The 24627-nt window shown below is 69.0% G+C and carries 20 protein-coding genes and 1 tRNA gene; 9 read left to right on the top strand and 12 right to left on the bottom strand.

The annotated features are described in order from the left end of the window. The first annotated feature begins 133 nt into the window (after nt 1-133). From QZ647_RS10475 to QZ647_RS10465, 3 genes are read left to right on the top strand one after another with little or no spacing between them, the layout of a single operon-like run. Nucleotides 134-1063 carry a transketolase C-terminal domain-containing protein gene (locus tag QZ647_RS10475; RefSeq protein ID WP_366526181.1) on the top strand — a complete coding sequence of 310 codons (930 nt, stop codon included), beginning with the start codon at nt 134-136 and terminating at the stop codon, nt 1061-1063. Further along, nucleotides 1063-1365, top strand: a complete 303-nt coding sequence (locus QZ647_RS10470; protein WP_291272114.1) for a PH domain-containing protein — start codon at nt 1063-1065, stop codon at nt 1363-1365. Before QZ647_RS10475 ends, QZ647_RS10470 begins: the two co-directional genes overlap by 1 nt. A gap of 47 nt (nt 1366-1412) precedes the next feature. Next, nucleotides 1413-4226: a serine/threonine-protein kinase gene (locus QZ647_RS10465; protein ID WP_291272113.1), complete on the top strand. Its 2814-nt coding sequence runs from the start codon at nt 1413-1415 to the stop codon at nt 4224-4226. 16 nt (nt 4227-4242) lie between these two features. On the opposite strand, the gene QZ647_RS10460 is transcribed toward QZ647_RS10465, so the two are convergent. From QZ647_RS10460 to QZ647_RS10450, 3 genes are all read right to left on the bottom strand, one after another. Next, nucleotides 4243-4539, bottom strand: a complete 297-nt coding sequence (locus tag QZ647_RS10460; protein WP_291272112.1) for a hypothetical protein — start codon at nt 4537-4539, stop codon at nt 4243-4245. 65 nt (nt 4540-4604) lie between these two features. After that, nucleotides 4605-5393 (bottom strand): enoyl-CoA hydratase-related protein, encoded by a 789-nt coding sequence (locus tag QZ647_RS10455; RefSeq protein ID WP_291272111.1) that lies wholly within the window; start codon nt 5391-5393, stop codon nt 4605-4607. A gap of 84 nt (nt 5394-5477) precedes the next feature. After that, nucleotides 5478-6212, bottom strand: a complete 735-nt coding sequence (locus QZ647_RS10450) for a gamma-glutamyl-gamma-aminobutyrate hydrolase family protein (protein ID WP_291272110.1) — start codon at nt 6210-6212, stop codon at nt 5478-5480. 99 nt (nt 6213-6311) lie between these two features. On the opposite strand from QZ647_RS10450, the gene QZ647_RS10445 reads away from it, so the two are divergent. Next, on the top strand, nt 6312-6779 hold the full coding sequence (locus tag QZ647_RS10445; protein ID WP_291272109.1) for a single-stranded DNA-binding protein: 468 nt from the start codon (nt 6312-6314) through the stop codon (nt 6777-6779). 64 nt (nt 6780-6843) lie between these two features. On the opposite strand, the gene QZ647_RS10440 is transcribed toward QZ647_RS10445, so the two are convergent. Both QZ647_RS10440 and QZ647_RS10435 read right to left on the bottom strand, forming a co-directional pair. Then, nucleotides 6844-9468: a M56 family metallopeptidase gene (locus QZ647_RS10440; RefSeq protein ID WP_291272108.1), complete on the bottom strand. Its 2625-nt coding sequence runs from the start codon at nt 9466-9468 to the stop codon at nt 6844-6846. Beyond that, a complete protein-coding gene (locus QZ647_RS10435; RefSeq protein ID WP_291272107.1) occupies nt 9465-9851 on the bottom strand; it encodes a BlaI/MecI/CopY family transcriptional regulator in 387 nt (128 codons plus the stop codon). Before QZ647_RS10435 ends, QZ647_RS10440 begins: the two co-directional genes overlap by 4 nt. 200 nt (nt 9852-10051) lie before the next feature. Here QZ647_RS10435 and QZ647_RS10430 point away from each other — a divergent pair, with 200 nt between their 5' ends. Next, the gene (locus QZ647_RS10430; protein WP_291272106.1) at nt 10052-11677 is read left to right on the top strand and encodes an ATP-binding cassette domain-containing protein; all 1626 of its coding nucleotides are present in this window, start codon (nt 10052-10054) and stop codon (nt 11675-11677) included. A gap of 160 nt (nt 11678-11837) precedes the next feature. Continuing rightward, the gene (locus tag QZ647_RS10425) at nt 11838-13448 is read left to right on the top strand and encodes an ATP-binding protein (RefSeq protein ID WP_291272105.1); all 1611 of its coding nucleotides are present in this window, start codon (nt 11838-11840) and stop codon (nt 13446-13448) included. On the opposite strand, the gene QZ647_RS10420 is transcribed toward QZ647_RS10425, so the two are convergent. Both QZ647_RS10420 and QZ647_RS10415 read right to left on the bottom strand, forming a co-directional pair. Beyond that, the gene (locus QZ647_RS10420; protein ID WP_291272104.1) at nt 13445-14182 is read right to left on the bottom strand and encodes a tRNA threonylcarbamoyladenosine dehydratase; all 738 of its coding nucleotides are present in this window, start codon (nt 14180-14182) and stop codon (nt 13445-13447) included. The two genes, QZ647_RS10425 and QZ647_RS10420, sit on opposite strands and share 4 nt — an antisense overlap. Then, the gene (locus QZ647_RS10415; RefSeq protein ID WP_291272103.1) at nt 14179-14892 is read right to left on the bottom strand and encodes a TatD family hydrolase; all 714 of its coding nucleotides are present in this window, start codon (nt 14890-14892) and stop codon (nt 14179-14181) included. The genes QZ647_RS10420 and QZ647_RS10415 overlap by 4 nt, the downstream gene beginning before the upstream one ends. A 138-nt stretch (nt 14893-15030) precedes the next feature. On the opposite strand from QZ647_RS10415, the gene QZ647_RS10410 reads away from it, so the two are divergent. Continuing rightward, nucleotides 15031-15107, top strand: a tRNA-Arg gene (locus QZ647_RS10410). Between the two features lie 45 nt (nt 15108-15152). On the opposite strand, the gene QZ647_RS10405 is transcribed toward QZ647_RS10410, so the two are convergent. Further along, nucleotides 15153-16223, bottom strand: a complete 1071-nt coding sequence (locus QZ647_RS10405) for a hypothetical protein (protein ID WP_291272102.1) — start codon at nt 16221-16223, stop codon at nt 15153-15155. A gap of 170 nt (nt 16224-16393) precedes the next feature. On the opposite strand from QZ647_RS10405, the gene QZ647_RS10400 reads away from it, so the two are divergent. Together QZ647_RS10400 and fdhF are read left to right on the top strand one after the other, a co-directional pair. Then, nucleotides 16394-16825 (top strand): deaminase, encoded by a 432-nt coding sequence (locus QZ647_RS10400; protein ID WP_291272101.1) that lies wholly within the window; start codon nt 16394-16396, stop codon nt 16823-16825. A gap of 57 nt (nt 16826-16882) precedes the next feature. After that, a complete protein-coding gene (gene fdhF, locus QZ647_RS10395) occupies nt 16883-19558 on the top strand; it encodes a formate dehydrogenase subunit alpha (RefSeq protein WP_291272100.1) in 2676 nt (891 codons plus the stop codon). A 4-nt stretch (nt 19559-19562) separates the two neighbouring features. Here fdhF and QZ647_RS10390 read toward each other — a convergent pair whose 3' ends face one another. The 4 genes from QZ647_RS10390 to QZ647_RS10375 all read right to left on the bottom strand — a co-directional run bounded on the left by QZ647_RS10390 (nt 19563) and on the right by QZ647_RS10375 (nt 24620). Then, nucleotides 19563-20519: a hypothetical protein gene (locus tag QZ647_RS10390; RefSeq protein ID WP_291272099.1), complete on the bottom strand. Its 957-nt coding sequence runs from the start codon at nt 20517-20519 to the stop codon at nt 19563-19565. 77 nt (nt 20520-20596) lie between these two features. Continuing rightward, nucleotides 20597-22705, bottom strand: a complete 2109-nt coding sequence (locus QZ647_RS10385; protein ID WP_291272098.1) for a SpoIID/LytB domain-containing protein — start codon at nt 22703-22705, stop codon at nt 20597-20599. After that, on the bottom strand, nt 22702-23658 hold the full coding sequence (locus QZ647_RS10380; protein WP_291272097.1) for a serine hydrolase domain-containing protein: 957 nt from the start codon (nt 23656-23658) through the stop codon (nt 22702-22704). Before QZ647_RS10380 ends, QZ647_RS10385 begins: the two co-directional genes overlap by 4 nt. Continuing rightward, complete coding sequence (locus QZ647_RS10375; protein ID WP_291272096.1) at nt 23655-24620, bottom strand: Gfo/Idh/MocA family oxidoreductase; 966 nt, start codon at nt 24618-24620, stop codon at nt 23655-23657. Before QZ647_RS10375 ends, QZ647_RS10380 begins: the two co-directional genes overlap by 4 nt. Nucleotides 24621-24627: the final 7 nt, after the last annotated feature.

Below are 24627 nucleotides of genomic sequence, written 5' to 3'. Positions count from 1 at the left end.
CAGACCGCCCTTGACGATCTGCCATGCGGCGCAAGGCAGCGGCGGTGACCTTCCTTCGCGTAGAATGGAGGCTTCGACGGGAGTGATCATGGCGGGTGCGGAAACGGCGGGCGTGGGCGGCAGGGCGGGTGGGGTGATGGACAGCCTGCGGGACGCCTACGGCGACACCCTGGTGGAACTGGGGAACGAGGGTGCCAACCTCGTGGTCTTTGACGCCGATCTGGCCGGCTCCACCCGCACCAGCAAGTTCGCCAAGGCTTTTCCCGAACGCTTTTTCAACATGGGCGCCGCTGAGCAGGGCATGGTGGCCGCTGCGGCCGGGGCCAGCACCACGGGCGTGGTGCCCTTTGTGAGCACCTTCGCCATGTTCGCCACGGGTCGGGCCTATGAATTCGTGCGCCAGGCCGTGGGCGTGGGTCACCAGAATGTGAAGATTGTGGCCACCCACGCAGGGCTCACCGTGGGCGAAGACGGCGGTACCCACCAGTGCCTGGAGGACCTGGCCCTCATGCGCATGATCCCCGGCATGACTGTCATCTCTCCGGCCGACGCCCTCGAGACCCGGCAGGCAATCCGTGCGGCCTATGCCCACCACGGGCCCGTCTATGTCCGCCTCACCCGGGACAAGTTCCCCCGCATCCACTCCGAGGACTACCGCTTCCAGATCGGCAAGGCCGTGGTGATGCGGCCCAGCACCGGCAAGGATGTGCTGCTGGTGGGCTGCGGCCTGGGCACCTCCATCTGCCTCGACGCCGCGGACCTGCTGGCCGCCGAAGGCATCGAGGCCACCGTGCTGCACAGCCCCACGATCAAGCCCTTCGACCGCGAGACCCTGTTGGACCTGGCGAGGACCCACAAGGCCGTCGTCACCTGCGAGGAGCACCAGTCCCACGGCGGCCTGGGCGGCGTGGTGGCGGAGATCCTCTCCGAGGCCCATCCCATGCCTTTGCGCCGGGTGGGTGTGCAGGATCAGTTCGGCCAGAGCGGCAAGCCCGAGAAGCTGCTGGAGGCCTACGGCATCACGCCCCAGGCCGTGGCCGCCGCTGCGAAGGGGGCCCTCTGATGGCCACCGAGACCTTCAAGGCCAGCCGCTGGACCCAGGGCAACCACCTGTTCACAACCGTCATCGAGGTGACGGACACCGCCGTGGTCCGCCGCAAGCGCGCCTGGTTCACGGTGAACGAGATCAGCATCCACCTGTCGAAGGTGGCCAGCGTCCGCATCGAGACCGGTCTGCTCTGGTCCGACATCACCGTCGAGAGCACCGGCGGCAGCGACCCCCTCACCAGCCATGGCCACACCAAGGCCGATGCCCGCCGCATCAAGGAACTCATCGAAGCGGCCCAAAGCCGGGGCATGAGGTAAGGGGAGACCGGCACCCTTCCCACCGGCCCCTTCCTTCAGGCCCGACCATGCAGATCGCGACGCCATCGCCCTCGGATTCGGAGCTTCCAAGGCCTCTCAGGGCCGGTACGCTCGCCCCCGGGGCCCAGGTCGGCCGCTTCCATGTGCAAGCGCTCCTCGGCCAGGGGGGCATGGGGGCGGTGTATCTGGCCTGGGATCCGGTGCTCGAGCGGAAGGTGGCCCTCAAGTCGATCCGTCTGGGAGACCACGGGAAGGCGGCCGCCACGGCGCGCTTCCGCCGGGAGGCCATGGCCCTGGCCCAGCTCAACCACCGGAATGTCTGCCAGGTGCACGATTGGGTGGAAGCGCGGGGAAGCGCCTTCATCGCCATGGAGTTCATCGAGGGGGAGACCCTCTCCAAGCTGGCGGCGGGGCTGGACCTCCGCCGGAAGCTGCAGATTCTCAGGGCCATCGCTTATGCCCTGGAGGCGGCCCACGCCAAGGGGATCGTCCACCGCGACCTGAAGCCCAGCAATGTGATGGTCGATGCCGCGGGACAGGTGAAGGTCCTGGACTTCGGCCTTGCGAGGCTGGTGGATTCCACCACGGTCCAGGGGAATGATCCGACCGGGAATGTCCCGAACCTCTCAGGCCTGGCGGAGGCTTCGGGAGACGGCCCCACCCTGGTCGTTTCCCCCTCCGAGGGCGAAGGAGGGAGGACCCGGGTGGAGGCCTCACAGGATTCGCCCTCTCCTTCTCCCTCCTCCTGGGGCGAGATGACGGAGGCGGGTGTCTTCATGGGCAGCCCCACCTATGCGTCGCCCGAGCAGATGCGGGGGAAGCGCGTCGGCCCGCCCAGCGATGTGTTCTCCCTGGGCGTGGTGGCCTGGGAGCTGCTGCTGGGGGACTACCCCTTTCCGGGCGAAGGCCAGGCCAGGATGGCGGCCACCATCGAGGGGCAGATCAGGTCGCTGCGGGGTCGAGGGCTTCCCCGGCAGGTGGGGGCCCTGCTGCGGGCAATGCTTCACAAGGATCCGGATCAGCGGCCGACGAGCCGTCAGGTGGCGGAGAATCTCGGCCGGCAGCTGGCCGGGAATCCAGCGGCCTGGTGGGTGGGAGGCGCCCTGGCGGCGCTCGGCCTGGTGCTTGGGCTGGGCTACTACCTGTTCGGCCGCAGCATCATCGCGGACCTCGTGAAGGAACATCCCCCCCGCATGGCGGTCATGCCGATCCGCAACGATACGGGAGATCCGGCCCTGGACGCCCAAGTGGGCGTGGGCATGACGGAACTGCTCTCCACGGCGCTGCAGGGATCGCCCCACATGGCCGTGGTGGAGCCCGAGTCCGTGGCCCGGGTGATGTCCAACCTGCGGATCTCCCCGGCGGAGGCCATGGATCCGGCCAGCCAGCCCCGGATCGCGAATGCCCTGGGCGCCCACCTCTTCCTCAGGGGGGCGCTGAGCCGGGATCCTGCGGCGGGCGTGAACCTGCTGACCTATGAGCTGGTGGATGGCGCGGGGCGGACCCGGTTCTCGGGTGTCGCGAAGGCTCCCCAGCAGGGAGCCTTCGCCCCCTACGCCCTGGTGGATCCGGCGGCTCACGACCTGCTCCACAAGGTGGATCCCCTCCGCTCCAGTGCGGTGCAGAACGAGCCGGTCCCCCCGGAAGTCTTCGCTCTCTATGCCGAGGGGAAGGCGCGCTTCCTGAAGGGGGACTTCAAGGGCAGTGAAGCCTACCTCCGGGAGGCCTCCCTGAAGGCGCCCTCCTTCTCCAGCGCCGTGTCGGGTTACGCCGCGTGCCTGCGCCGCTTGGGCCGGGACCAGGCACCGGCGGTTGCCAACTGGGCCCTCATGTCCGCCAAGGCCACGGGGGACCGCTGGGCCGAGGGGCGCGCCCTGGGCCTGAAGGCCTACCTGGCCAAGGATCTCGGGCACCTCGATGAATCCCAGAAACTGCGGGAGGCCACCCTGGCCCTGGCCCAGGCCATCGGCGACCGGGATGGGGAGACCATCGCCTACAACCACCTGGGCCTCATCGCCGCCGAACGAGGCAAGTACGCGGAGGCCGCTGAGTTCTATGACCGCTCGCTCAGGCTCAGCCAGCAGACCGGGGACAAGGTGTATCTGTCGCTGGCCCAGAACAACCTGGCGAACCTCGCCCTCAAGCGGGGCGATCTTGGGCGGGCGGAGGCCCTCTACCGGAACAACCTCAACCTTCAGCAGGGACTCGGGAATCGGTGGGGCGAGGCCCTGGCGCTGAACAACCTGGGAGTGGTGGCCCTCATGGCCCGGGATCTCCCAGCGGCCGAGGGGCGCCTGACGGCGGCCCTGGCGATCCGGCAGTCGGTGGGCGACCAGGGTGGGCAGGTCACCTGCCTGAGGAACCTCGGGATCCTGGCCTTGATGAAGGGCGATTCGTCCGCCTCCGCCTCCTTCCACGGCCGGGCTCTGGATCTCGCGCAGGCCTCGGGCCTGCGGACCGTCGAGGCTGAATGCCGGTTCTACGGCGCGGAAGTGGATCGGCTCCAGCAGCGGTTCAGCCAGGCCCTGGCGGGCTACCAGAAGGTACTGGAGCTCCTGCCGGCAGGTGTGACGCCGGAGATCCGCGCGAACGCCCAGGCCGCCAGCGCCGAGTGCCTGATCCGCAAGCCCAGGCCTGAGGTGGCGGAGGCCGAGAAGCGCCTTTCGTCGCTCACCGCCGAAGAAGCGAACTCACCCTATGTCCACCGCGCCAAGGCCTGGCAGGCGTTCCGGTCCGGTCAGCGCGAGGCCGCCTTGGCGGAACTGGCCCGGGCGACGGAGGATCCGCGCCGTCAGGCCCCGGAACTCCGGACGGAACTCGAGGCCACCCGGGCGCTCTTCCTCGCGGACGGTGGCCGCTAGGACCTGTCGTCTGACCTCAGCTCCTGCTTGCCCGGGCCGTGCCCGTGAGCTTGGCGGCCACGGCATCGAGGTCATCACCGGGCGCCAGGTGGTGCCGGACCTCCCGCTCACCGCGGGCCAAGGCCACGCAGATCTTTCCGAAGGGACAATTCCGAAGGCAGGTCACCCGGGCCACCTGGAGACCCTGGAGGTGCTTCCGGCCGAGGAGGAGTCTGGTGAGGCAGGTCAACGCCTCGGCCACGGCCTTGCCCCGCTTGGGGTGCCGGAGGGCCTGGCGCTCGCAGTCGGCGCAGATCGTGAGGACGGTCGGCATGGATCCCACCATGCCACACCTCCGGGAGGTTTTTCCCAAGGACGGCGGTCCGTCCAGATTTGCCTTCAGGCGAACCTGGGGGCGCGCTTCTCCAGGAAGGCGGCCAGGCCCTCGCCGGCATCGGCGTGGCGCATGGCCGCCTTCATCTGGGCGCCCTCGGCCATGAGACGGGCGCGCAGGCCCTCGGCATCCAGTCCCTGGTTCCGCAGGAGGGTGGCCTTGATGCGGGCGAAGGTCTCGGAAGGCCCGGCGGCGAGGCGCTGGCCCAGGGCCGTCACCGCCGCCTCGAGCTGGTCCGGGGGCACCACGCGGTTCACGAGCCCCAGGGCCAGGGCGCGCTCGGCGGTCAGGGTCTCGCCGAGCAGCATGAGTTCCCCAGCCTGGGCGGGGTTCACCAGGCGCGACAGCATGACGCTGCCGCCCCAGTCCGGGTGCAGGCCGATCTTCACGAAGGCCATGCTGAACGCGGCGTCCGATGAGGCGAGGCGCAGATCCGCGCCGAGCGCCAGGCTCATGCCGGCCCCGGCGGCCGGCCCCTGCACGACAGCCACGACAGGCTTCGGCAGCGTGGCCAGGCCATGTGCCACCGTGGCGCCCAGATCCAGCAGAGCCTCCATCTCGGTCCAGCGGCCCTCGGCGAGGGCCCGGGCCATCCACCCGATGTCGCCCCCGGCGCAGAACGCGCGCCCGGCGCCCCTCAGCAGCAGCACCTTCACGCCGGGCTCGGCGGCCTTCGCCAAGGCCTCCTCGAAGCCCTCCTTCATCTCCGGAATCAGCGCGTTCAGCTTGTCCGGGCGGTCCAGCGTGAGGGTGGCGATCCGGTCGCGGACCTCGAAGCGGATGGGAGCTGACATGGGGACTCCAGGGGGAAAGCGGAGACAGGATGAGCAGAGCTAGAAGGATGGACAGAACCTAAGACAATCCAACCATTCATCCGGTCAATCCCGTCCCTGCCTTGCGATCTGCACGAATGCCGTGAAGAGGTCCCGGGCCGCATCGCCCGCGGGGCCCTTCAGGCCGACGAGATTTTCGGGATGCCACTGGACGCCGAAGACCCAGCGGCCGGGATCGATGGCTTCCACGGCCTCGATGAGGGGGCCGGTATCGGCATGCACCGTGTCCAGATGCCAGCCCACGGCCACCAGGGGCGGCGCCACGCGCCGGACGGCCTGGTGGTGGCGGCTGTTCACCAGGAACACATCTTCGCCCAGCAGGGCCCGCAGGCGCGATCCCGGCGCCAGCTGCACCCGGTGGTGCATGTCGGGATGCTCGGGTGTGCCGTGCTGATGGCGCGAGGGCTCGCAGCCGTAGTGGTCGGGCACATCCTGGATCATGCTGCCGCCCAGGGCCACATTGAGGATCTGCTCGCCGCGGCAGATGCCGAGGATGGGCAGGTTCCGGTCCCAGGCCGCGCGGATGAGGGGGACTTCGAAGGCGTCACGGTCTTCATCCACCTCGGCCTTGCGATGCACGGCCTCAGCGGCGTCCCAGTGCCGGGGATGGATGTCGGCCCCCCCGGTGAGCAGCAGGCCCGAGACACCCGCCAAGTCCGGCAGGGGGTCGCCGGGAGCCACCAGGAGGGTGGGGCCTGTCCAACCCGCGGCCGCTATGGCCGGAAGGTAATGCTTCTCGGCGCCGGACTTGTTTTTGCAGCTCACCAGAATGCTTGACATGGAAGGGCCCCAGGGGAATGGTGATTACCCTACCACCCCCTCAGATGGTCTGAGTCGACGGTGAGGCGGAGAGCTCCGCCGATACATGAAGGAGGACACATGTCCGGATCCTTGAACAAAGTGCTGCTCATCGGCAACCTCGGGCGCGATCCCGAGCTGAAGGCCACCCCCTCGGGGCAGAGCGTCGCCCGGTTCTCCGTGGCCACCACGGAAACCTGGAAGAACCAGGCGGGTGAGAAGCAAAGCAAGACCGAGTGGCACAACATCGTCGTGTGGGGCAAGCAGGCCGAGATCGCCGAGAAGTACCTGCGCAAGGGCAAGCAGGTGATGATCGAGGGCCGCATCCAGTACCGCGAATACACCGACCAGGCCGGCGTGAAGAAGACCGCCTGCGACATCCGCTGCGACAACTTCGTCATGCTTGGCCGCATGGAGGATGGCGGCACCCGCGATTCCGGCGGCTACGGTGGCCGCGCCTCGGGCGGCGGTTCCCAGGACTTCGAGGATCACGGCGCCCCCAGCCCGGCGGGTGGCGGCAGCTTCCCCGATGACGACATTCCGTTCTAGATCTCGACCGTCGGTCTTTGCAGAAGGAAACGGCGCCCGGATGGGCGCCGTTTCCTGTTCGGGATCAAGGCCGGGGTGGCGGTGGGGGCGGTGGGGGCGAGGGCCGGGCCCCAAACTGGTTTACCCGGTTGACCTCAGGCAGGGTTTCGTTAGGACGCTGCCAGGGATACGCCGTCCGCCAGTGGATCACGCGGTCCTTGTCCACGAGGACGGTGTAGGACGAGCGGGGGGATGAGGAGGCCTTCTGCTCGTCGATCGGTTCAGGGCGGAAGGTGATTTCCCAGCCTTCCAGATCGGGAATGCCCTGGATGACCGGCGCCTTCCTCTCCTCCTCCTTCTTCGGGAAATGATCGGTGAATGCGCCGTTCCACCGGGTGGCTTCCCCGATCTTCAGGATCAGGACATTCGAGGTCGCGCCCCAGGAGGTCCTCTCGGCGAGGCGCTGGACGAGCTGGTGGGCCTCTTCCAGGGAGGGCTTGCCTGCGGCCCCTTGGCTGGACCCTGTCTCGGGGGCCCGGGGCGCGGCCACCCGGGGGGCGAGCGCCGCCGCCACATGGACGCGGATCTTCCCATTGCCCGGATACCCCTTGGTGGTCCGGACGAAGAAGATGACGGAGACGGGCTGTTCGGAATCATTGGCGAACGACGCCCAGGGTGTCCCCATGGAACCCTTCATGCCCCGCAGCGGGTTCCCCCACTTGTCCGCCACGCCCACCCGGAAATAGGCTTCTCCCGATTCGCAGGTGATGCGGAGCGAGACGGTGGTGTGGCCAGGGACATCGACGGCGTAGCCCTTGTTGGGCCAGGTGAGCAGCTCATCCACGATGACCGCCGGATACTGGGGGACCTTGAGGGTCCGGATGGCGAGGCCCGGAACGATGTCGAGGTCCCTGGCCTGGAAGACCGGGATTGAGGCTGGGGCGAGGGCGGGAGCTGCCTTCGGAGCGGAGCCCTGGACTGGCGCAGATTGGGATTCCGGTGAAGGCGTGGCGGCAGGGGACCAAGGCGCGGTGGTCAGCAGAATCTCGATCTTCCCGTCCCCCGGGTATCCGGGATTCGCGGATACGACAAAGCAGACGATCGTGGATGCGTCACTGGTGTTGAGGAAAGAAGCCTCCGGGGTTCCGAGGCCTTGGCGGCTGCCTTCGAGCGGGGCGCCCCACTTGTTGAGGGCCCTGACCTGTAAGTAGGCCACGCTCGACTCGCTCCGGAGGGTGGCCCTGGCCAGAGACCGGCCGGGCACCTGCACCGCAAAGCCCTTCGTTGACCATCTGGGCGATGTGACCTTGATGAGGACTGGGCAAGGGGGTGCCTGGAAGGTCCGGACTCTCATTCCCGGCAGGATGGACAGGCTCTCCGCGTCGACCATCGGAATGGCCATGGGCGCAGGGTGGGCCTGGGTGGGCGTGGGATAGAAGGTCTCCTTGACAGGCGGCTGTGTGAGGCCGGGGCCCGACTCAGCACTCGCTGGAGTCGAGGAGGGCGTCATCACTGGCTCCTGTGCGATCGGAAGGGTGCCGGCAGGTCCTGCTGTTCCAGGAAGCGTTATGGAACCGAAGGATGGGATGACCCCTGGGTTCGAGGCAAAGGGATCGTGGGGAATCTCCGCCGGCATTGGGGCCGCAACGGGCTGATGGGATACGATCTCCTCGATCCGAGTCAGGACGGTTTCGAGTTTTTCCGCCTGGGCGGGCAGTGATGAGACCAGGGCGAGGGCGGCGGCGAGGAGTAGGCTGGGCGTGGCGAAGCGCAGCTGGGGTGGGTCGGCGAGGAGCAGGCGGCGCAGGCGTTCCATGAGGTTGCCTCCTCTGGCGCGGAGCGCCAGGGACGGGGGCCGGTCGCGGAATTCATCGAGGCGGCTCAGGGTTTCGGCATAGAAGACGGCGTCTCCGCAGGCCAAGACGGCGGCATCGTCACAGCAGTGTTCCCGTTCGGTCCGGATCCGGCGGGAGATCCACCACACGGCGGGGTGGAAGAAGAAGAGCACCTCGATCACGCACTGGAGGCCGTTGACGAGGCCATCCAGGCGCTTGATGTGGGCGAGTTCGTGGGCCAGCACCGCCTCGGCGGCCAGAGGATCCAGGTTCGCGAAGAAGCCCAGGGGCAGGAGGACCACGGGACGGAGCAGCCCCATGCACATGGGCGTGAGCACGCGGGCCGACTCGAGAAAGCGCACCGCGCGGCGCAGGCCTGCGTTGCGGACCAGGCGCTCCAGCCACTCGGGTTCGGTCATGGGCGTGGCCGCGGCCTTCAGACGGCGCAGCCAGAGCCACCCCCCCGCGGCCCGCAGGCTGAGGATGAGGACGCCGGCAGCCCAGGCGGCCAGGATCCAGGGCAGGTACGGTTGCAGGCGAGCGTGCCAGGGAAGGGCGGCCCCCGAGACAGCGGCTTCCGGCAGGGCGATGGGTCCGGTCGGGGTGTCCAGCACCCCGGGGGCGACAGTGGCGAGATTCATGGGCTGGCCCGCAGCCTGGAGGGGCGGGGCCAGCAGTCCGTAGGTGAGGATCGCGCTTCCGAGACAAGCCAGCAGGAAGGCGCATCCCACCAGGTAGCGGAGCTGCGGGCGCCGGTGGCGGAGGAGCGCGAAGGTTGCCCAGGCCGCCAAGCCCAGCAGGGCGCCCTGCCAGAGGAAGTGGAGCAGGGTCCAGGCGAGGCGCTGGGCCGCGGGGGATTCGAGCAGGGGGATCATGGCCGCTTCTCCTTGGCCTTGGCCAGCAGCTGGGCGATCTCCTCGCGCTCGCTGGAACCCAGCTTGCGGCTCGACAGGGTGGTGGCGAGCAGATCCAGGGCGCTCCCTCCGAAGGCCCGCTCCAGCAGGTCGTCCACGAGGTGCTTCAGGGTGTGCTCCCGGGCCTGGGAAGGCCGGTAGATGTGGGAGCGGCCCGATTCGTCCCGGAGCAGCAAGCCCTTGTCCACCATGGTCTGCATCATCTTCAGCACGGCCGTGTAGGCCAGGTCGCGGTCCGAGGTCAGCACCTCATGGACCTGCCGCACGGTGGCAGGGCCGAGGCCCCAGAGGGCGCGGAGGATGGAGAGTTCCACATCCGTGGGGCGGTTCAGGGGGTGGCGCATGGGGGTTCCTGGGGTTACACCGGAAAGTCTACGAATGAAAGTGTATGTGTCAAGGCGGCCCGCTCCTTTTTTTTGACGGGCCGGGGCAGGCAAGGATCCCTGCGGCTTCGGAGTGGCTCTTCTCTCGGGGGACCTCCGACGGAGATCCCTCCTCGGAGAACGCCTGTCCCCGCGCTACAATCACCGGTTCGGGAGTCTCCATGCTTGCAGTGCAGAATGTCACCATGCGCTACGGCGCGAAGATCCTGTTCGAGGATGTCACCACGACCTTCAACCCGGGGCGGCGCTATGGCTTGACCGGGCCCAACGGGGCGGGCAAGTCCACCTTCATGAAGATCCTCGCGGGCGAACTGGAGCAGCAGACCGGGAATGTGATCCGCCCCCGCAAGATGGGCATCCTTCGCCAGGACCAGTTCGCCTTCGACCAGTTCCGGGTCATCGACACGGTGATCATGGGCAATGCGGGCCTCTGGAAGGCGCTGCAGGAGCGGGACGCCATCTACGAGAAGGCGGAGATGACGGATGAGGACGGCATGCGCGTGGCCGAACTCGAGGGGGTGGTGGCTGACGAGGATGGCTACACGGCCGAGGCCGACGCGGCCGTGCTGCTGGACGGCCTGGGCATCCCCGAGTCCCTGCATGAGCGCAAGATGGGCGAGCTGCAGGGCGGCCAGAAGGTGCGCGTGCTGTTGTCCCAGGCCCTCTTCGGCAATCCCGAGGCCCTGCTGCTGGACGAGCCCACCAACCACCTGGACCTCGACTCCATCCACTGGCTGGAGGAATTTCTGGACCGCTACAAAGGCACGGTGGTGGTGATCTCCCACGACCGGCACTTCCTGAACAATGTCTGCACCCACATCGCCGACATCGACTATCAGACGATCATCCAGTACACCGGCGGCTACGACGACATGGTCATGGCCAAGATCCAGGTGCGCTCACGCATTGAATCAGACAACGCCCAGCGCGAGAAGAAGATCGCCCAGTTGAACGAGTTCATCCAGCGCTTCGCCGCGGGCACCCGCAGCAGCCAGGTGAACAGCCGGCGCAAGGAGGTGGAACGCCTCCAGCCCAGCGACCTGGCCCGCAGCAACATCCAGCGCCCCTTCATCAAGTTCAACCTCGGCAAGCCCGGCGGCCGCTACGCGCTGGAATTCGAGGGGGTGAAGAAAGGCTATGACACCAGCAAGGATGGGACGGGAGGCCGCCACGAAGTGATCAAGGGCTTCTCGGCCATGGTGCAGCGGGGCGAAAAAGTGGCCGTCATGGGCCGCAACGGCATCGGCAAGACCACGCTGCTGAACGCGCTGCTGGCCAACGCACCCCAGGTGACGGAGCTGGGCCTGAAGCTGGACGGCGGCGAGGTGAAGTGGGGCCACGAGGCCAATGTGGGCTACTTCTCCCAGGACTTCGCCGAGAGCATCCCCAAGGGCTACGAGCTGGTCACCTGGCTGCACCAGTTCGATCCCGAAGCCACCAAGGAGCAGATCCGCGGCGTCATGGGCCAGATGCTCTTCCGGGGCGAGGAAGGCAACAAGATGACCGATGTCCTCAGCGGCGGCGAATCCTGCCGGCTGCTGTTCTGCAAGCTCATGCTGCAGAAACCCAACATCCTGGTGCTGGACGAACCCACCAACCACCTGGACCTGGAAGCGGTCATCGCCCTGAACGACGCGCTCCAGCGCTACGAAGGCACCATCCTCTTCGTGACCCACGACGAGGACATCATCGACGAGGTGGCCACCCGCATCTGGCACCTCACCGACGACGGCATCGAGGACTTCCAGGGGACTTACGCGGAGTACGGCGCGCCAACCGGCCACTGAGCCTTCCTGGCCGGGCGGCGGAATGGTGGCCTCTGGGCAGCGTCTACCCGCCTCAATTTATTTGTTTTCACAGTTTTTGGATCCCTCCTTGTTCGAGGGAGGTGAATATCTATACTGAGTCCTGTTCCGGATGACCCTGAACCTGGAAAGAGAGCAATCCGTGACGCTTCGGCAGGGGAACAAGGACGACGCACCGGGGGGAGACGAGGCTCCCGGGCGGCCCGGCCGGCCCCTCCGGCGCATGGCGCAAGCCCTCCGCGAACTGGAGGACTTCAAGCGGGCCCTGGATGAGCACGCGATCGTGGCCGTCACCGATGCCCGCGGCCGGATCACCTATGTGAACGAGAAGTTCTGCGACATCTCGAAGTACTCCCGCGAGGAACTGCTGGGCCAGGACCACCGCATCATCAACTCGGGCCACCACCCCAAAACCTTCATGACCCAACTCTGGAAGACGATCCTGGCGGGAAAGATCTGGAAGGGGGAGATCCGCAACAAGGCCAAGGACGGCCGTTTCTACTGGGTGGACACCACCATCGTGCCCTTCCTCGATGACGACGGGAAACCCGCACGGTTCGTGACCATCCGGGCGGACATCACTCAGCGCAAGGACGCGGAGGATGTCCTGCGGCAGTCCCAGAAGCTGGAAAGCCTCGGAGTGCTCGCCGGAGGCATCGCCCATGATTTCAACAACCTGCTCACCGCCATCCTGGGCAACGCGAACCTGGGTGCCATGCAGCTTCCGCCGGAGAGCCCGGCGCTGCCCTACCTGAACCAGGTCGAGCAGGCCACGCTCCGGGCCGCCGATCTGACGCGGCAGTTGCTGGCCTACGCCGGGAAGGGCCGCCTGCAGATGATCGAAGTGGACCTGAACCGCCTGGTGGTGGAGATGACCCAGCTCCTCACCGTCTCCATTTCCAAGAAAGCGGTGGTCCGGTACGACCTCGCCCCGGGGCTGCCCTACCTGGCCGCCGATCCCTCGCAGATCCAGCAGCTGGTGATGAACCTCGTCACCAACGCGTCGGAGGCCATCGGCGAGGAGACCAGCGGGCTCATCACGGTGCGGACCGGCGTGCAGGCGGTGGACGAGGCCACCCATGGAGGCCTGCTTCCCGGCCTGCCCTTGGCCGATGGGACCTATGTGACGCTGGAGGTGAGTGATACCGGCTGCGGCATGACGCCGGAAGTGCGGGAGCGGATCTTCGATCCCTTCTTCACCACCAAGTTCACCGGCCGCGGACTGGGCCTGTCCGCCATGCTGGGCATTCTCCGGAGCCACCACGGCAGCCTCAAGGTCTACAGCGAGCTGGGGCGGGGCACGGTCTTCAAGCTCTTCCTCCCCGCTTTGGCGCTTGGGGCAGGTCTGGGCCTTCCCCGTCAGCAGGGGGCGGGTTGGCGGGGCCATGGCCTCCTGCTGCTGGTGGATGACGAACCCAGCGCCCGGGCCGTGGCGCGGGAACTTGCCGAGTCGCTGGGGTTCCAGGTGCTGGAAGCGGCGGATGGACAGGAGGCCGTGTCGATGTTTGAGCTGCGCCACGCGGAGATCACGGTGGTCCTGATGGACCTGACCATGCCCCACATGGATGGGCGCCAGGCTTTCCAACACATGCACGCGGTGGATCCGCAGGTCCCCGTGGTGCTCTCGAGCGGCTACAACGAGCAGGATGTCCTCGCGGACTTCCTCGGCCGGGGGCTGGCCGGGTTTCTTCCGAAGCCCTATCAGAGTAGCCAGTTCCAGACCGTCCTCCGGGAGGCGATGGAAAAGGCCTAGGAACGCCCCTCGAGCAGGAGCCGCAGCACTTCCTCGGCCACCTTCAGCCCCACGATGCCGGGCATGTACGAGATGGTGCCCACGGGGCGGCGTTGCCGCCCCGGCCCGCGGTGGGGCTCGATGTCGATGGGGTTGGCGGGGCGCTTGTTGTCGGCGGGCTCCAGGGAATAGACGCAGCGGATGCCCTGCGTGATGCCCACTTTCCGCAGCTCTTTGCGGACCCGTGCGGCCAGGGGGCAGAGACGGGTCTCGCTGAGATCGCCCACGAACAGCCGGCTGCTGTCCGTGCGCCCTCCGGCCCCCATGGCCGTGATGATGGGGATGCCCTGCTCGTGGGCGGTGCGCATGAGCGCCACCTTGCAGGTCATGGAATCAATGGCATCGACCATGACCTCGGGCCGGGGCGTGAGCAGGTCCGGAAGCGTGTCCGTGTGGATGAAGGTCACCCGAGGTTCCACGGCGCAATCGGGGTTGATGTCGCGCACGCGGGCCGCGGCGACCTCGGCCTTGGGTTGGCCGAGGGTGGAGCGCAGGGCGATGAGCTGGCGGTTGAGGTTGCTGGGACCCACCACATCGTGATCCACCAGCCGCAGGTGACCCACGCCCGCCCGGGCCAGGGCCTCCACCGCGAAGGACCCCACGCCGCCCAGGCCGAACACCGTCACACGCGCACCGCGCAGCCGCTCCAGCGCCGCCTCGCCAAGCAGCAGCTCGCTGCGGGAAAACCACCTCATGCCATCAGCTCCTTGAAACACCGCTGCCCATTCTCCCAGGTCCGGGCGGCGAGGTCTTCGGCCGTCACCCCGCGCAGGCTGGCGGCCATCTCGATCACGCGGACCAGATCCGCCGTGCCGTCGGTTTCCAGGAGCAGGTGGCCGTCGTCCACGGCCCGCAGTGATTCCCGGGCCTTCAGGCGATCCGGTTTCAGAAGCGCGCCCGAGAAGGACAGGAACACGCCCATGGATTGAAGGGCGTCGGCGGTCTCGGGACTGCCGCCATAGGCGTGGACCAGGGCCCCGGCCGGTGGTACGCCCTCTTCCCGCAGGAGGTCGAGGAGGGGCCCCCAGGCCCGCACCACATGGATCGCCACGGGGCGCCGGAGGGCGTGCGCCAGACGCAACTGGACGCGGAAGGCCGAGGTCTGGGCCGCCCAATCCTCATCCTTCCGGGCAAAATCCAATCCGCATTCTCCCACGCCGGTGCGGCTGCCGCGCAGCAGGGATTCCAGCCGGGACGCCCAGTCCGGCGAGGCCTCGGCCACCTGCCAGGGGTGCAGGCCCAGCATGGGGAGGATCTGGCCGTCGGAGGCGGCATGGGCGAGGACGGCCTCCCAATCGGCTTCGCAGGTGCCGCAGACGACCCGGTGACGCGAGTGGCCCGGCTCCGCCGAAGGCAGTGCTTCGGCCGTGGGGAGGTGGCTATGGGCGTCGAAGAGGGCGTGCATGGGGGGCGGAACCAGGTGACCAGGATCCCCCATTCCCGGGGGAAACCCAGGATAAACAAGACCACGCCTTACGGGCGAGGCGGACGGGCGCCCCGAGGGATCAGGACCGGCCCCGGATGTGCGAAACTGGAGGCTCAGGGTCCCGTAGCTCAGCTGGATAGAGCAGCTCCCTCCTAAGGAGCAGGTCGTGCGTTCGAATCGCATCGGGGCCACCAATCCGTCCGCTCGTCCCGCTCGTCCCGTTCGTCCACCCATCCGCCTCAGTGGATGGGTGCGTAAGCCAGCCCGCCGCCGGGGGCCAGGAAGACAGCCTCGTGATCCAGGAGGCCGACCAGCCGATGACCCTCGGCCAGGGGGGTGGGCAGCCAGTCGAGGGTGCCCTTGAGGAGGTCGAAGCGGGCGAGCACGAGGCCCTGGGACTCCGGTGCGCCGCAGGACTTCACCTGGGCGGGCGTGAAGACCCCGAAGACCACCTCCCGGCCGGCCCAGGGCAGGATGGGACCTCGCCCCTGGCGGCCCAGGAGGGCGCGGGCGGGGAGATCCTCTCGGCAGGTGAAGAAGGTCTGGCCGGGCTGCTTCGGCCCCCTGGCCGGATCCAGCACGGTGAAGGCCAGGCTGGCGCCTTCCGCCAGGAGCACGGTTCCGTCGGCGCCCAGGGCCATGCGGTTGAGGGGCACCAGCAGGGGCTGGGCGGCGGCCTCCCTGAGCTGGACCCGGTCTCCGTAGGACCACAGCACCGCGCCGCTCTTCAGATCGCGCTTCTCCAGGTAGGGCTTGAGGGTCCGGTAAAGCAGGAAGAGGCCGTCGCGACCCAGGGCCATGTCCTCGACCTGGCCGGGCAGGGGCCACAGGGTTTCGGTCCGGCCGTCCTTCCCGAGGACGGCCAGCTGCCCGTCGCACACCATCCAGATCCGATTGTAGGCGTCCAGCACCCAGCGCTCGGGCTGAGCCTCGCATGGGGCCTCGGCGGACGCTTCGGCCTTGGCCCCGGCCGATTTCGAGGGGGTGCGCTGATAGGTGGGGATGCCGTAGAGCAGGGCCCCGGCCGCATCGTAGTCCGTGGCGCCCTTCACCACGGGCGCCACCCGCGGGGACTTGACGGCAGGTTTCCGGACCTCAGGCAGGGTAAGCGTCAGGCTCGCCAGGAGCCCGGCCTCCTTCATCCAGGTCTTGAGGGCGCGGGAGGCGGGATCGAAGAAGATCAGCGATCCGTCCACCTCCTGGAAGGCCCACCCGTGGGTGGACCGGTTGGGATCCCAGGCCTGGCCTCTGAGGGGGGCGAGACCGGAGGCCAAGGTGGCGGCGAGGAGGAATGCGGCGCGGAAGCTCATTTATCACCTGCCTATATTTTATTATTCTCATTTGCGACTTCGATTGAATATTGAAGGCTGTGACGGGAAGCACGACTCAGACCGGAGACCCGCGTGTCTGTTGAATGTCCAGGGCCCGCTCCCGGAGACCCCCGGTTCTTGCGATGATGGATCCTCCCCATGAGGTCCGCATGACGCGCTCCCAACTCAAGGACGAAGTCTTCATGAACATGGCGCTGGAACTCAGCCGCCTGGGAACCTGCTGCCGCCTGAAGGTCGGAGCGGTGCTCCTGCGGGGGGATGGGGGCATCGCCGCCGCGGGCTTCAATGGGGCGCTTCCGGGCATGGCCCACTGCACGCCGGAGACCTGTCAGCCGGGTCAGCGCTGCCTGCACACGAGCCACGCTGAGGAGAACGCCCTGGGCTTCTGCGACGGTCCCGTGGCCACGGCCTATGTGACCCACGAACCCTGCCTCACCTGCTGCCGTGCCTTGGTGCGGCGGGGCGTCCGACGGGTGCTCTACCGCCATCCCTACGCCAGCATCGCCGAGCAGGAACGCGCGGAACGGCAGGCGATCCTCGATCATTTCGGGGTGAGCTGGGTGCAGCTCGGCGAGGCTTGAAGTCCCGGGGCGGCGGCGCATACTGCTTGGCACCACCCCTGCCCAGGAGACAGCTCGATGCCCGGTGCCCTCATCCGCCTGCGGGTGAACGGCCGCGATGTCGCGGCGGCCGCGGGGACCATGCTGCTGGAGGCCTGCCGGCAGAACGGCATCGAGATCCCCACCCTCTGTTCGGAGCCACGCCTGAAACCGGCCTCCAGCTGCCGGCTGTGCGAAGTCGAAGTGGCAGGCCGGGAGCGTCCTCCCTGCGCCTGCGCGACTCCCGTGGAAGACGGGATGGTGGTGGCCACGCACACCCCCGCCCTCGAAGCCTTTCGCCGCACCATGCTGGAACGGCTGGCCGCGGACCTTCCGGCGGAAGATCCGGCCCGCATGGCCGGGAAACCCTTCCAGAAACTCCTGGAGGCCTATGGTGTGGTCCCCTTGGGGAAGCGGCGGGTGGACCGGAAGCAGCCCGATCACCCCTACCTGGATGTGGACCTGTCCTGGTGCGTGGCCTGTGGGCGCTGCGTGCGGATCTGCGCTGAACTCCAAGGCCAGGACATCTGGACTTTCATGGGCCGTGGAGCCGACCTGGGCGTGTCGCCCGGAGGCGCGGCTGGCCTGATGGGAACCGCCTGCGTGAGCTGCGGGGCCTGCGCCGACACCTGCCCCACCGGCGCCATCGAGGATGGGGCGCGCCTGGCGGAGGGCCTTCCGGACCACTGGGTCCGCACCGTCTGCCCCTACTGCGGAACCGGCTGCGAGATGGACATGGGCGTGAAGGGCGGGCGCATCACGGAGGCCAGGCCCGTACTGTCCTCTCCGGTGAGCCGGGGACATCTCTGCGCGAAGGGCCGCTACGGCTTCGGCTTCAACGAGGCTCCGGACCGGATCACCGAGCCGATGATCCGGCGGAACGGCGCCTGGGAAACCGCGACCTGGGAGGAGGCACTGACCGCCGCCGCCGCCGAGCTCCAGCAGGCACTGAACGCCGGAGGGCCGGGCACCGTGGGTGTGCTGGCCTCCAGCCGGGCCACCAACGAAGAGAACTACCTGGCCCAGAAATTCGCCCGGCTGGCGCTGGGCACCCCCAATGTCGACTGCTGCGCCCGGGTCTGCCACGCTCCCAGCGCCGCGGGCCTGGGGTCGACCTTTGGCACCGGCGCGGCCACCAACGGCTATGCCGACATCGAGCGGGCAGGGCTGCTGATGGTGGTGGGCGCCAATCCCACGGAGAACCACCCCATCGTGGGGGCCCGCATCCGCCAGCGGGCCCGGGCGGGGGTGCCGCTCATCGTGGTGGATCCGCGGCGCACCGAGCTGGCGGAGCTGGCCACGGTGCACCTGGCCCCGCGGCCCGGCACGAACCTGCCCCTGCTCCAGGCGATGGCCCAGGTGATCCTCGGCGAGGGGCTGGCGGACGGAGACTTCCTCGCGGCCCGCACGGAAGGGGTCGAAGCCTTCGCGGCCTCCGTTCAGGCCTGGACGCCGGAACGGGCCGCGGATCTCTGCGGCATCGCGGCCGACGGCATCCGCCGGGCGGCCCGCCTCTACGCCACCCTGCGCCCCGCCATGGCCTTCCACGGCCTGGGTCTCACCGAACACCGTCAGGGGACGGATGGCGTGACGGCCCTGGCCCACCTGGCCCTCCTCACGGGGAATGTGGGCCTTCCGGGAGGCGGCGTGAATCCCCTGCGCGGGCAGAACAATGTCCAGGGCAGCGCCCAGATGGGGTGCGAGCCCTCCCGGCTCACGGGCTATCAGAAGCTGGCCGAGGCCCGGGAGATCCACGCGCAGGTCTGGGGCGCGGAGCCGCCGCAGGGGCCCGGTCTGAATGCCCTGGAGATGATCGACGCCGCCGGCGAGGGCCGGATGAAGGCGCTGCTGGTGATCGGCTACGATCCCCTGCTGAGCCATCCCAATGCGCTGGAAACCGCCGAGAATCTGAACGGACTGGAGGCCCTCATCGTGGTGGACCTCTTCCTCACGGAAACGGCCCGGGCCTTCGGTACGGTCTTCCTGCCGGCGGCCAGCCCCTTCGAGAAGGAGGGCACCTACATGAACGGCGAGCGCCGGGTCCAACGCGTGCGGCAGGTGGTGCCGCCGAGGGGCGGCAGCCGCACCGACGGGGCGATCCTCAGCCAGCTGGCGGAACGGCTGGGCGCCGGGTCGCACTTCCGTTTTTCCGACGCCGCGGCGGTGTGGGATGAGGCCCGGCGCACCTGGCCCGCCATCGCCGGGATCAGCCACGCCCGCCTGGATCGGGAAGGCGGGCTCCAGTGGCCCTGTCCCACCGAGGGCCACCCCGGCACCGCCGTGCTGCATGCAGAGGGGTTTCCGCGAGGGGAGCGGGCCCGCTTCCGGCCCCTCGCCTGGCGGCCCAGCCTGGAGTCGCCGGATGACGAGTACCCCTTCCTGCTGAACACGGGGAGGAGCCTCTTCCACTTCAACGCCGCCACCATGACCCACCGGACCCGCCTCGGGGAGCTGGCGGCGGATGACCGGCTCGAGATCCATCCCGCCGATGCCGAGGGCCTGGCGCTCACCGAGGGGGATCCGGTCCGCGTGGAAAGCCGGCATGGGGCTTTCATCCTCCGGGCCCATCCCACGGATCGGGTCCGGCCGGGGGAACCCTTCGCCACCTTCCATGCCGCGGCCGCTTTCGTGAACCGCGCCACCGGGCTAGGCCGGGATGCCGTCACCGGCACGCCCGAATACAAGGTGACGGCCGTGCGGCTCCAGAAAAGGTGAGCCCTCAGATCCCGCCGTGCTCCCAGGCGGGGATGGCGGACGCCGACTCCAGCGCCACCTCCGTGCCGTCATCCAGCACGAGCAGGGTGGGGTCGCCGGGGCGCACATCTACGATGGTGCGGCCGAGCAGCCGCTCGCGGGGATCCCGGTGCCAGGGGATGCCCACGGGGTAGGTGCGCCGATAGGCGTCCAGGGGGCCCTCCAACTGGTGGCAGAGGTGGTGGAGGGCCGCCTCGAAGGCGGGCTCGAAGCCCTTGGGCGGCTCCGGATCCAGGCCGGCGGCCAGCAGGAAGGCTTCGGCCTTGGGCCTTTCTCCCAGACCTTCGGGAACCCAGTGCCGGGCGGGGTAACGGGAAGGGGCCGGCCCTTCCAGCACCACGGCCCGCTCGCGGTGGATGCCGAGCCAGAGGGAGGCCCGGCCGGTGGGACCGATGCCTTCGAAATCCAGGGGCAGCTGGGCGTCGTCGTGGAAGACCACGGCCCGGAGGGGCAGCCACTCGAAGGTTTCGGCCACCTTGGCGCCCACGGGTCCGAGGCTCTGCCGTCGCAGGTCGGCCACAGCCTCTGCGAAGGTCTGGCGCAGGCCGGCGAGGCTGAGGACGCCCACCGGAAGCCCCAGGGCATCCAGGTCGAGGGGCGGTTCGTGCCAGTCCGCGGCGAGGGCGGGAACCACTTGATGGAAGAGGATCAGGGCCGGATCCCAGTCCCAGTGGTGGGCCGGCTCGTAGCCCAGCTCCCGGCAAAGGTCGAACCAGGCCCGGTCCGGGGCGGGGGCGCCCGGCAGGAAGATCGACCGCCCATCCAGGAAGATCTCGCAGCCGGGCTGCGCGGAGGCGGTCTGGCGGCGGCAGAGCCCCAGCTCATGGCGGCCCAGGGTCGCCAGGGTGGTCTCGTGATACGGATGATCCTCCCGGCGCAGGACCTTCAGCGGCGCTCCGAGGACCCACGCATCCAGAGACATGCCCACCTCCCGGGGAGGGAAGGCTGGGGCCGATCCCCAACCCCGTCAATGCCCGAATGGGATTTACGGGTGGGAAATCAATCCACCCGGCGGAGCTCGGTGCCCGGGTAGTAGTGCGTCAGGATCTGTTGGAACGAAGCCCCCTCAAGGGCCATGCCGTAGGCGCCGGTCTGGCACATGCCCACGCCGTGACCCCAGCCGCGGCCGTAGAAGATCCAATGGCGCTGGGCACCCTGGCCCACGGTGAGGAATCGGAAGACATTGTCCTTGAGCCCCAGCAGCCCCCGGATGTGCATGCCGCGCACACGATGGGGTGCCCCCTGGCTATCGACGAGGGTCAGGTCCAGCACGCGGCCCTGGTCGTTGTGCTGAGCCCGCAGCTCGCGGATGCCGGAGACCTTGATGCGCTTGCGGACCAGCGCCAGCAGGTCGGCCTCCGCATAGTCCACCCGCCAGTGGGCGGTGGGGTTGTAGCGGTCCCAGGCGGCGCCGTCGGGATCCAGGCGGCGCACCAGCACCGCGGCCGAGCCGTCCTCGCCGGGGATCCACTTCAGGCGGTCGCCCACCTGGATGTCGGCCTTCTCCACCAGCCGCAGAGCGCCATCCGGACTCTCCTCCGCGAGGAGGAGCCGGGGCGACAGGGACAGGGGCTCGGGGCCCCCCCGCTTGCGGCGCACCTGGCGGTCCATCAGCAGCGAGCCTTCCCCCGGGGTGAGGGGGTCGAGGTCCTGCCACAGGCGCCCCAGGGTCACCAGGGCCTGCCGCAGGGTGGGGGGAGCCTGGGTGGCCCAGGCCGCGGCGGGGACGATGCCGCGGCGCGTGAGGAAGGTGGCCAGGAGGCGATCCCCGGCGGGCAGGTTCCCCGGCAGGAAGTAGGCGGCATCCTGGGGCCGCTCCTGGCCGTCCACCACCCGGTGGAAGCCGAGGGCCTGGGCCAGGGCGAGGAGCAGGTTCCCGTCCCGGGCCAGGGGCTCCGGATCAAGGGCGAGGCGCTGCTGGAGGGCCCGCACCGGAGCCGCGAGATCCTCGGCCCGCGCGGGGCGGGCGAGCCGTTCGCCGCTGAGCCAGTCGGGGGGCAGGATGCCTGCCGCCAGCCTCAGCAGCTCCCAGTTGAGCCAGGGCTGCTGGGCCTCGGCGGTGACCGGCAGGCCCGAGGCGTAGGGCAGGGTCATGGGTTTGGCTGGGTAGCAGGGCGCCGCCTTGAGGTAGGGGGCATCGCCGCCGAAGACATGGGCCACATCCACGGTGTGACCGCCGCAGTTGGCCATGAACAGGGCCTGGATGGGCTTGCCGCCGTAGGTCGCGAAGAGTCCCTCGGTCTCCTGGATGGCGCGGTCCGTGAGCGACTGTTCGCCGTCACGACCGCCGTAGACCTGATCGGCCACGGTGTCGCCCATGTCGAAGCCGTCCACCATGCGCTTGCCCCGGTTGGCCACGGCATAGGTGCGGGCCGCCACGGCCTGGGCCTTGAGGGCCTCCAGGGACGGGAACTCCCAGGCGCCCATCTCCTTGGGCACCACGCCGCGCAGGTAGGTCTCCAGATCCAGGGTGTTCACCACGGTGAGTCGGCCCTGGGCATTGGGGAAGATTTCCACCTTGCCGCGGTAGCGGCCCTTGCCCTGCAGTGAGGTCAGTTCGCCCGTGGGCTTCAGCCACACGCCGGCCGCGGGGAGGGCCCGGCGCTCGTAGCGGTCGCTGACGGCATAGAGGGCCCGGCCCTTGCGGGGCACGGTGTCGCGGGATTCCGTCGCCACCCACAGCTCGTCGAAGCCCAGATCCTGAAGCTTCTGGAGCACGGGTTCAGCCTCGGGCGCAGTCTTGAAGTGGCCGGTCAGCACGCGCCAGGTATCGGCGTCGGGAACCTTCACGCGGTCCGGGGCCTCGCCCAGGTCCTTCAGGCGCTTCATGAGGGCCGCCGCCTGCTGGGCAGTGTGGGGCGGGCCCACCTGGACGCGGTATTCGCTGGTGGGATCGGCCGCGCCCCGGCTATCCCACCAGATCCGCAGTTTCTCGTCCGGCGCCAGCTTCAGCAGGGGCGTTCCGGCGCGGTCGCAGACCTGGCCTCCGCCTTCCAGCGACACGATCCATTCCGTGGCCTGCGTGTCGAGGCCGATCTTCAGCGGGGGCTGGGCGGCGCTGACCGGAAGGACCGAGAGGATCAGGGCAGGGACCAGAAAGGGCTTCATCCCTCGCATTGTCCCACGAATCGCGCGAGGGCCGCCCAACGCCGGGCCCGCAGCGCCTCCACCTCCAGCAGGCCTCCCGCGGGGCCCTGCCGATGGACAAGCAGGGCGAGGCAGCTCTGGTCCGAGGGCCGGTAGAACAGGGCGGGGCCGGTGTAGCCGAGGTGGAACCACCAGCCCGAAGGCGGGCCAGGATCGGGATCCTGAAGGGGGGCCGCAGGAGGGAGCGCTTCCGTGGAATCCTCGAGGACGCGGAGACCGAAACCCTGGGGGAGGTTGGACAGCAGCTGTCCGAACCACCCACCGCCGGAGAACATTACCTGGAGGCCCAGCCCCCAGCGGGTTCGCGGCCCGTCGACAGCCGCATCCACGGCCATGCGCCCGGGCCAGCCCGCGGCCACCCACCGGGCCAGGGCCGCTTGCAGCTGCGGGGCGGTGGTGCCGAAACCGGCATGGCCCGGCATGCCGGCCCGGGCGTTGGCATCATGGGGCAGGCGGAGATCCCGCTCCGGAAGGGGCCGGTCCGTGGCCAGCCGCCAGGCCTCGGCATCAGCCGCATCGGGAATCACCACGGGCGGCACGGCCCAGGGAGCGGGGCTGAGACCCGAGGCCGAGCCGAGCTTCGGAAACGGAACACCCGTTTCCATCTCCAGCAGCTCAGCCAGCAGGCGGTAGTTCAGGTCCGAGTAGGTGACCGGTCCCGGCGTGGCAGAGCGCAGCAGCGGGTGGTCCGGGACCTCCCGCCGCAACTGCGCGGCCACGGGTTCACCCGTGAAGGGCCGCCAGGGCGGGAGCCCCGAGCTGTGCGACAGCAGCTGGCGCACCGTGAGGGGCGACTTGCGGTCATGGAATCCGAGGGCCCACCGCCGGTCCGCTTCGAGGTCCAGGAAGGCCAAGGCCAGCGGCGCCGTCACCAGGGGCTTGGTGAGGGAGGCGAGGTCGTAGAACCCGCTCACGCCTGGCTCATCTCCGCCAAGCTCTTCGCCACGGCCTTCTGAACCTGGTCCGCCACGCGCATGGCTTCCTGGCCCTCTTCCCAGGTGACGCCCTCCTGGCTGTGCCCAAGGCAGGCGGCGTGGAAGGCTTCGATCTCCAGGCGGAGCGGTTCGCCCTCCTCGATGTCGGCGGTTTCCGGCTGGACCTCGGGGCCGTCGGGGCCCATGACGAGGCGCAGCAGCTCCAGCTTCTGGGCGGCGAAGTCGAGGCTGGCGTATTCCTTGTCACCGAAGGCGCGAAGGGTGCGCTCCTTCTTCCGGGCGACTCGGCTGGCGGTGACGGTGGCGAAGGCGCCGCCCTCGAACTTCAGGCGGGCATTCACCAGGTCGGCGTAGGGCGTCAGCACGGGCACACCCACGGCCTCCACATCGATCACCGGCCGGCCCACCAGGGCGCGCAGCAGGTCCAGGTCGTGGATCATCACATCCATGACCACATCGACCTCCAGGCTTCGGGCCGGGAAGGGCGAGACGCGCACGGCTTCGAGGAAGCGGGGCCTGAAACCGCGATCGCGGAGGGCCGTGACGGCCGGGTTGAAGCGCTCCAGATGGCCCACCTGGGCGACGATCCCGGGCGCCGCGGCGCGGGCCGCGGCCAGGGCCTTGAGCAGGGCCACGCCTTCCTCGAGGGTGGCGGCCAGGGGCTTCTCCATGAGCACATGCTTGCCGGCCTTCAGCGCCTGCAGGCCGAGGGCGTGGTGGAAGCCGGTGGGCGCGGCGATCTGCACGGCGTCCACTTCGGCCAGGATCTGGTCCAGGGAGGCGGCCCAGGGCGCCTTGAACTTGGCGGCGATCTCCGGGCCGCGGCTCGGGTCGGGATCCACCACCGCCGTCAGGATGGCCTCCGGGGCGGAGGCCGCGATGCGGGCATGATGCTGACCCAGGTGACCCACACCCACGACGGCGACGCGCAGCTTGGCCATGACTTCC

The organism is Geothrix sp. (assembly GCF_020622065.1).
GTDB lineage: Bacteria > Acidobacteriota > Holophagae > Holophagales > Holophagaceae > Geothrix.
This window is presented reverse-complemented; position numbering and strand designations above follow the sequence as displayed.

Coding starts and splice junctions, on each gene's coding strand:
- QZ647_RS10435 (WP_291272107.1), bottom strand. CDS start 9,851: ATGCGCCACCCCCTGAACCGCCCCACGGATGTGGAACTCTCCATCCTC.
- QZ647_RS10470 (WP_291272114.1), top strand. CDS start 1,063: ATGGCCACCGAGACCTTCAAGGCCAGCCGCTGGACCCAGGGCAACCAC.
- QZ647_RS10430 (WP_291272106.1), top strand. CDS start 10,052: ATGCTTGCAGTGCAGAATGTCACCATGCGCTACGGCGCGAAGATCCTG.
- QZ647_RS10465 (WP_291272113.1), top strand. CDS start 1,413: ATGCAGATCGCGACGCCATCGCCCTCGGATTCGGAGCTTCCAAGGCCT.
- QZ647_RS10440 (WP_291272108.1), bottom strand. CDS start 9,468: ATGATCCCCCTGCTCGAATCCCCCGCGGCCCAGCGCCTCGCCTGGACC.
- QZ647_RS10460 (WP_291272112.1), bottom strand. CDS start 4,539: ATGCCGACCGTCCTCACGATCTGCGCCGACTGCGAGCGCCAGGCCCTC.
- fdhF (WP_291272100.1), top strand. CDS start 16,883: ATGCCCGGTGCCCTCATCCGCCTGCGGGTGAACGGCCGCGATGTCGCG.
- QZ647_RS10405 (WP_291272102.1), bottom strand. CDS start 16,223: ATGAGCTTCCGCGCCGCATTCCTCCTCGCCGCCACCTTGGCCTCCGGT.
- QZ647_RS10390 (WP_291272099.1), bottom strand. CDS start 20,519: ATGTCTCTGGATGCGTGGGTCCTCGGAGCGCCGCTGAAGGTCCTGCGC.
- QZ647_RS10450 (WP_291272110.1), bottom strand. CDS start 6,212: ATGTCAAGCATTCTGGTGAGCTGCAAAAACAAGTCCGGCGCCGAGAAG.
- QZ647_RS10445 (WP_291272109.1), top strand. CDS start 6,312: ATGTCCGGATCCTTGAACAAAGTGCTGCTCATCGGCAACCTCGGGCGC.
- QZ647_RS10400 (WP_291272101.1), top strand. CDS start 16,394: ATGACGCGCTCCCAACTCAAGGACGAAGTCTTCATGAACATGGCGCTG.
- QZ647_RS10415 (WP_291272103.1), bottom strand. CDS start 14,892: ATGCACGCCCTCTTCGACGCCCATAGCCACCTCCCCACGGCCGAAGCA.
- QZ647_RS10420 (WP_291272104.1), bottom strand. CDS start 14,182: ATGAGGTGGTTTTCCCGCAGCGAGCTGCTGCTTGGCGAGGCGGCGCTG.
- QZ647_RS10385 (WP_291272098.1), bottom strand. CDS start 22,705: ATGAAGCCCTTTCTGGTCCCTGCCCTGATCCTCTCGGTCCTTCCGGTC.
- QZ647_RS10455 (WP_291272111.1), bottom strand. CDS start 5,393: ATGTCAGCTCCCATCCGCTTCGAGGTCCGCGACCGGATCGCCACCCTC.
- QZ647_RS10375 (WP_291272096.1), bottom strand. CDS start 24,620: ATGGCCAAGCTGCGCGTCGCCGTCGTGGGTGTGGGTCACCTGGGTCAG.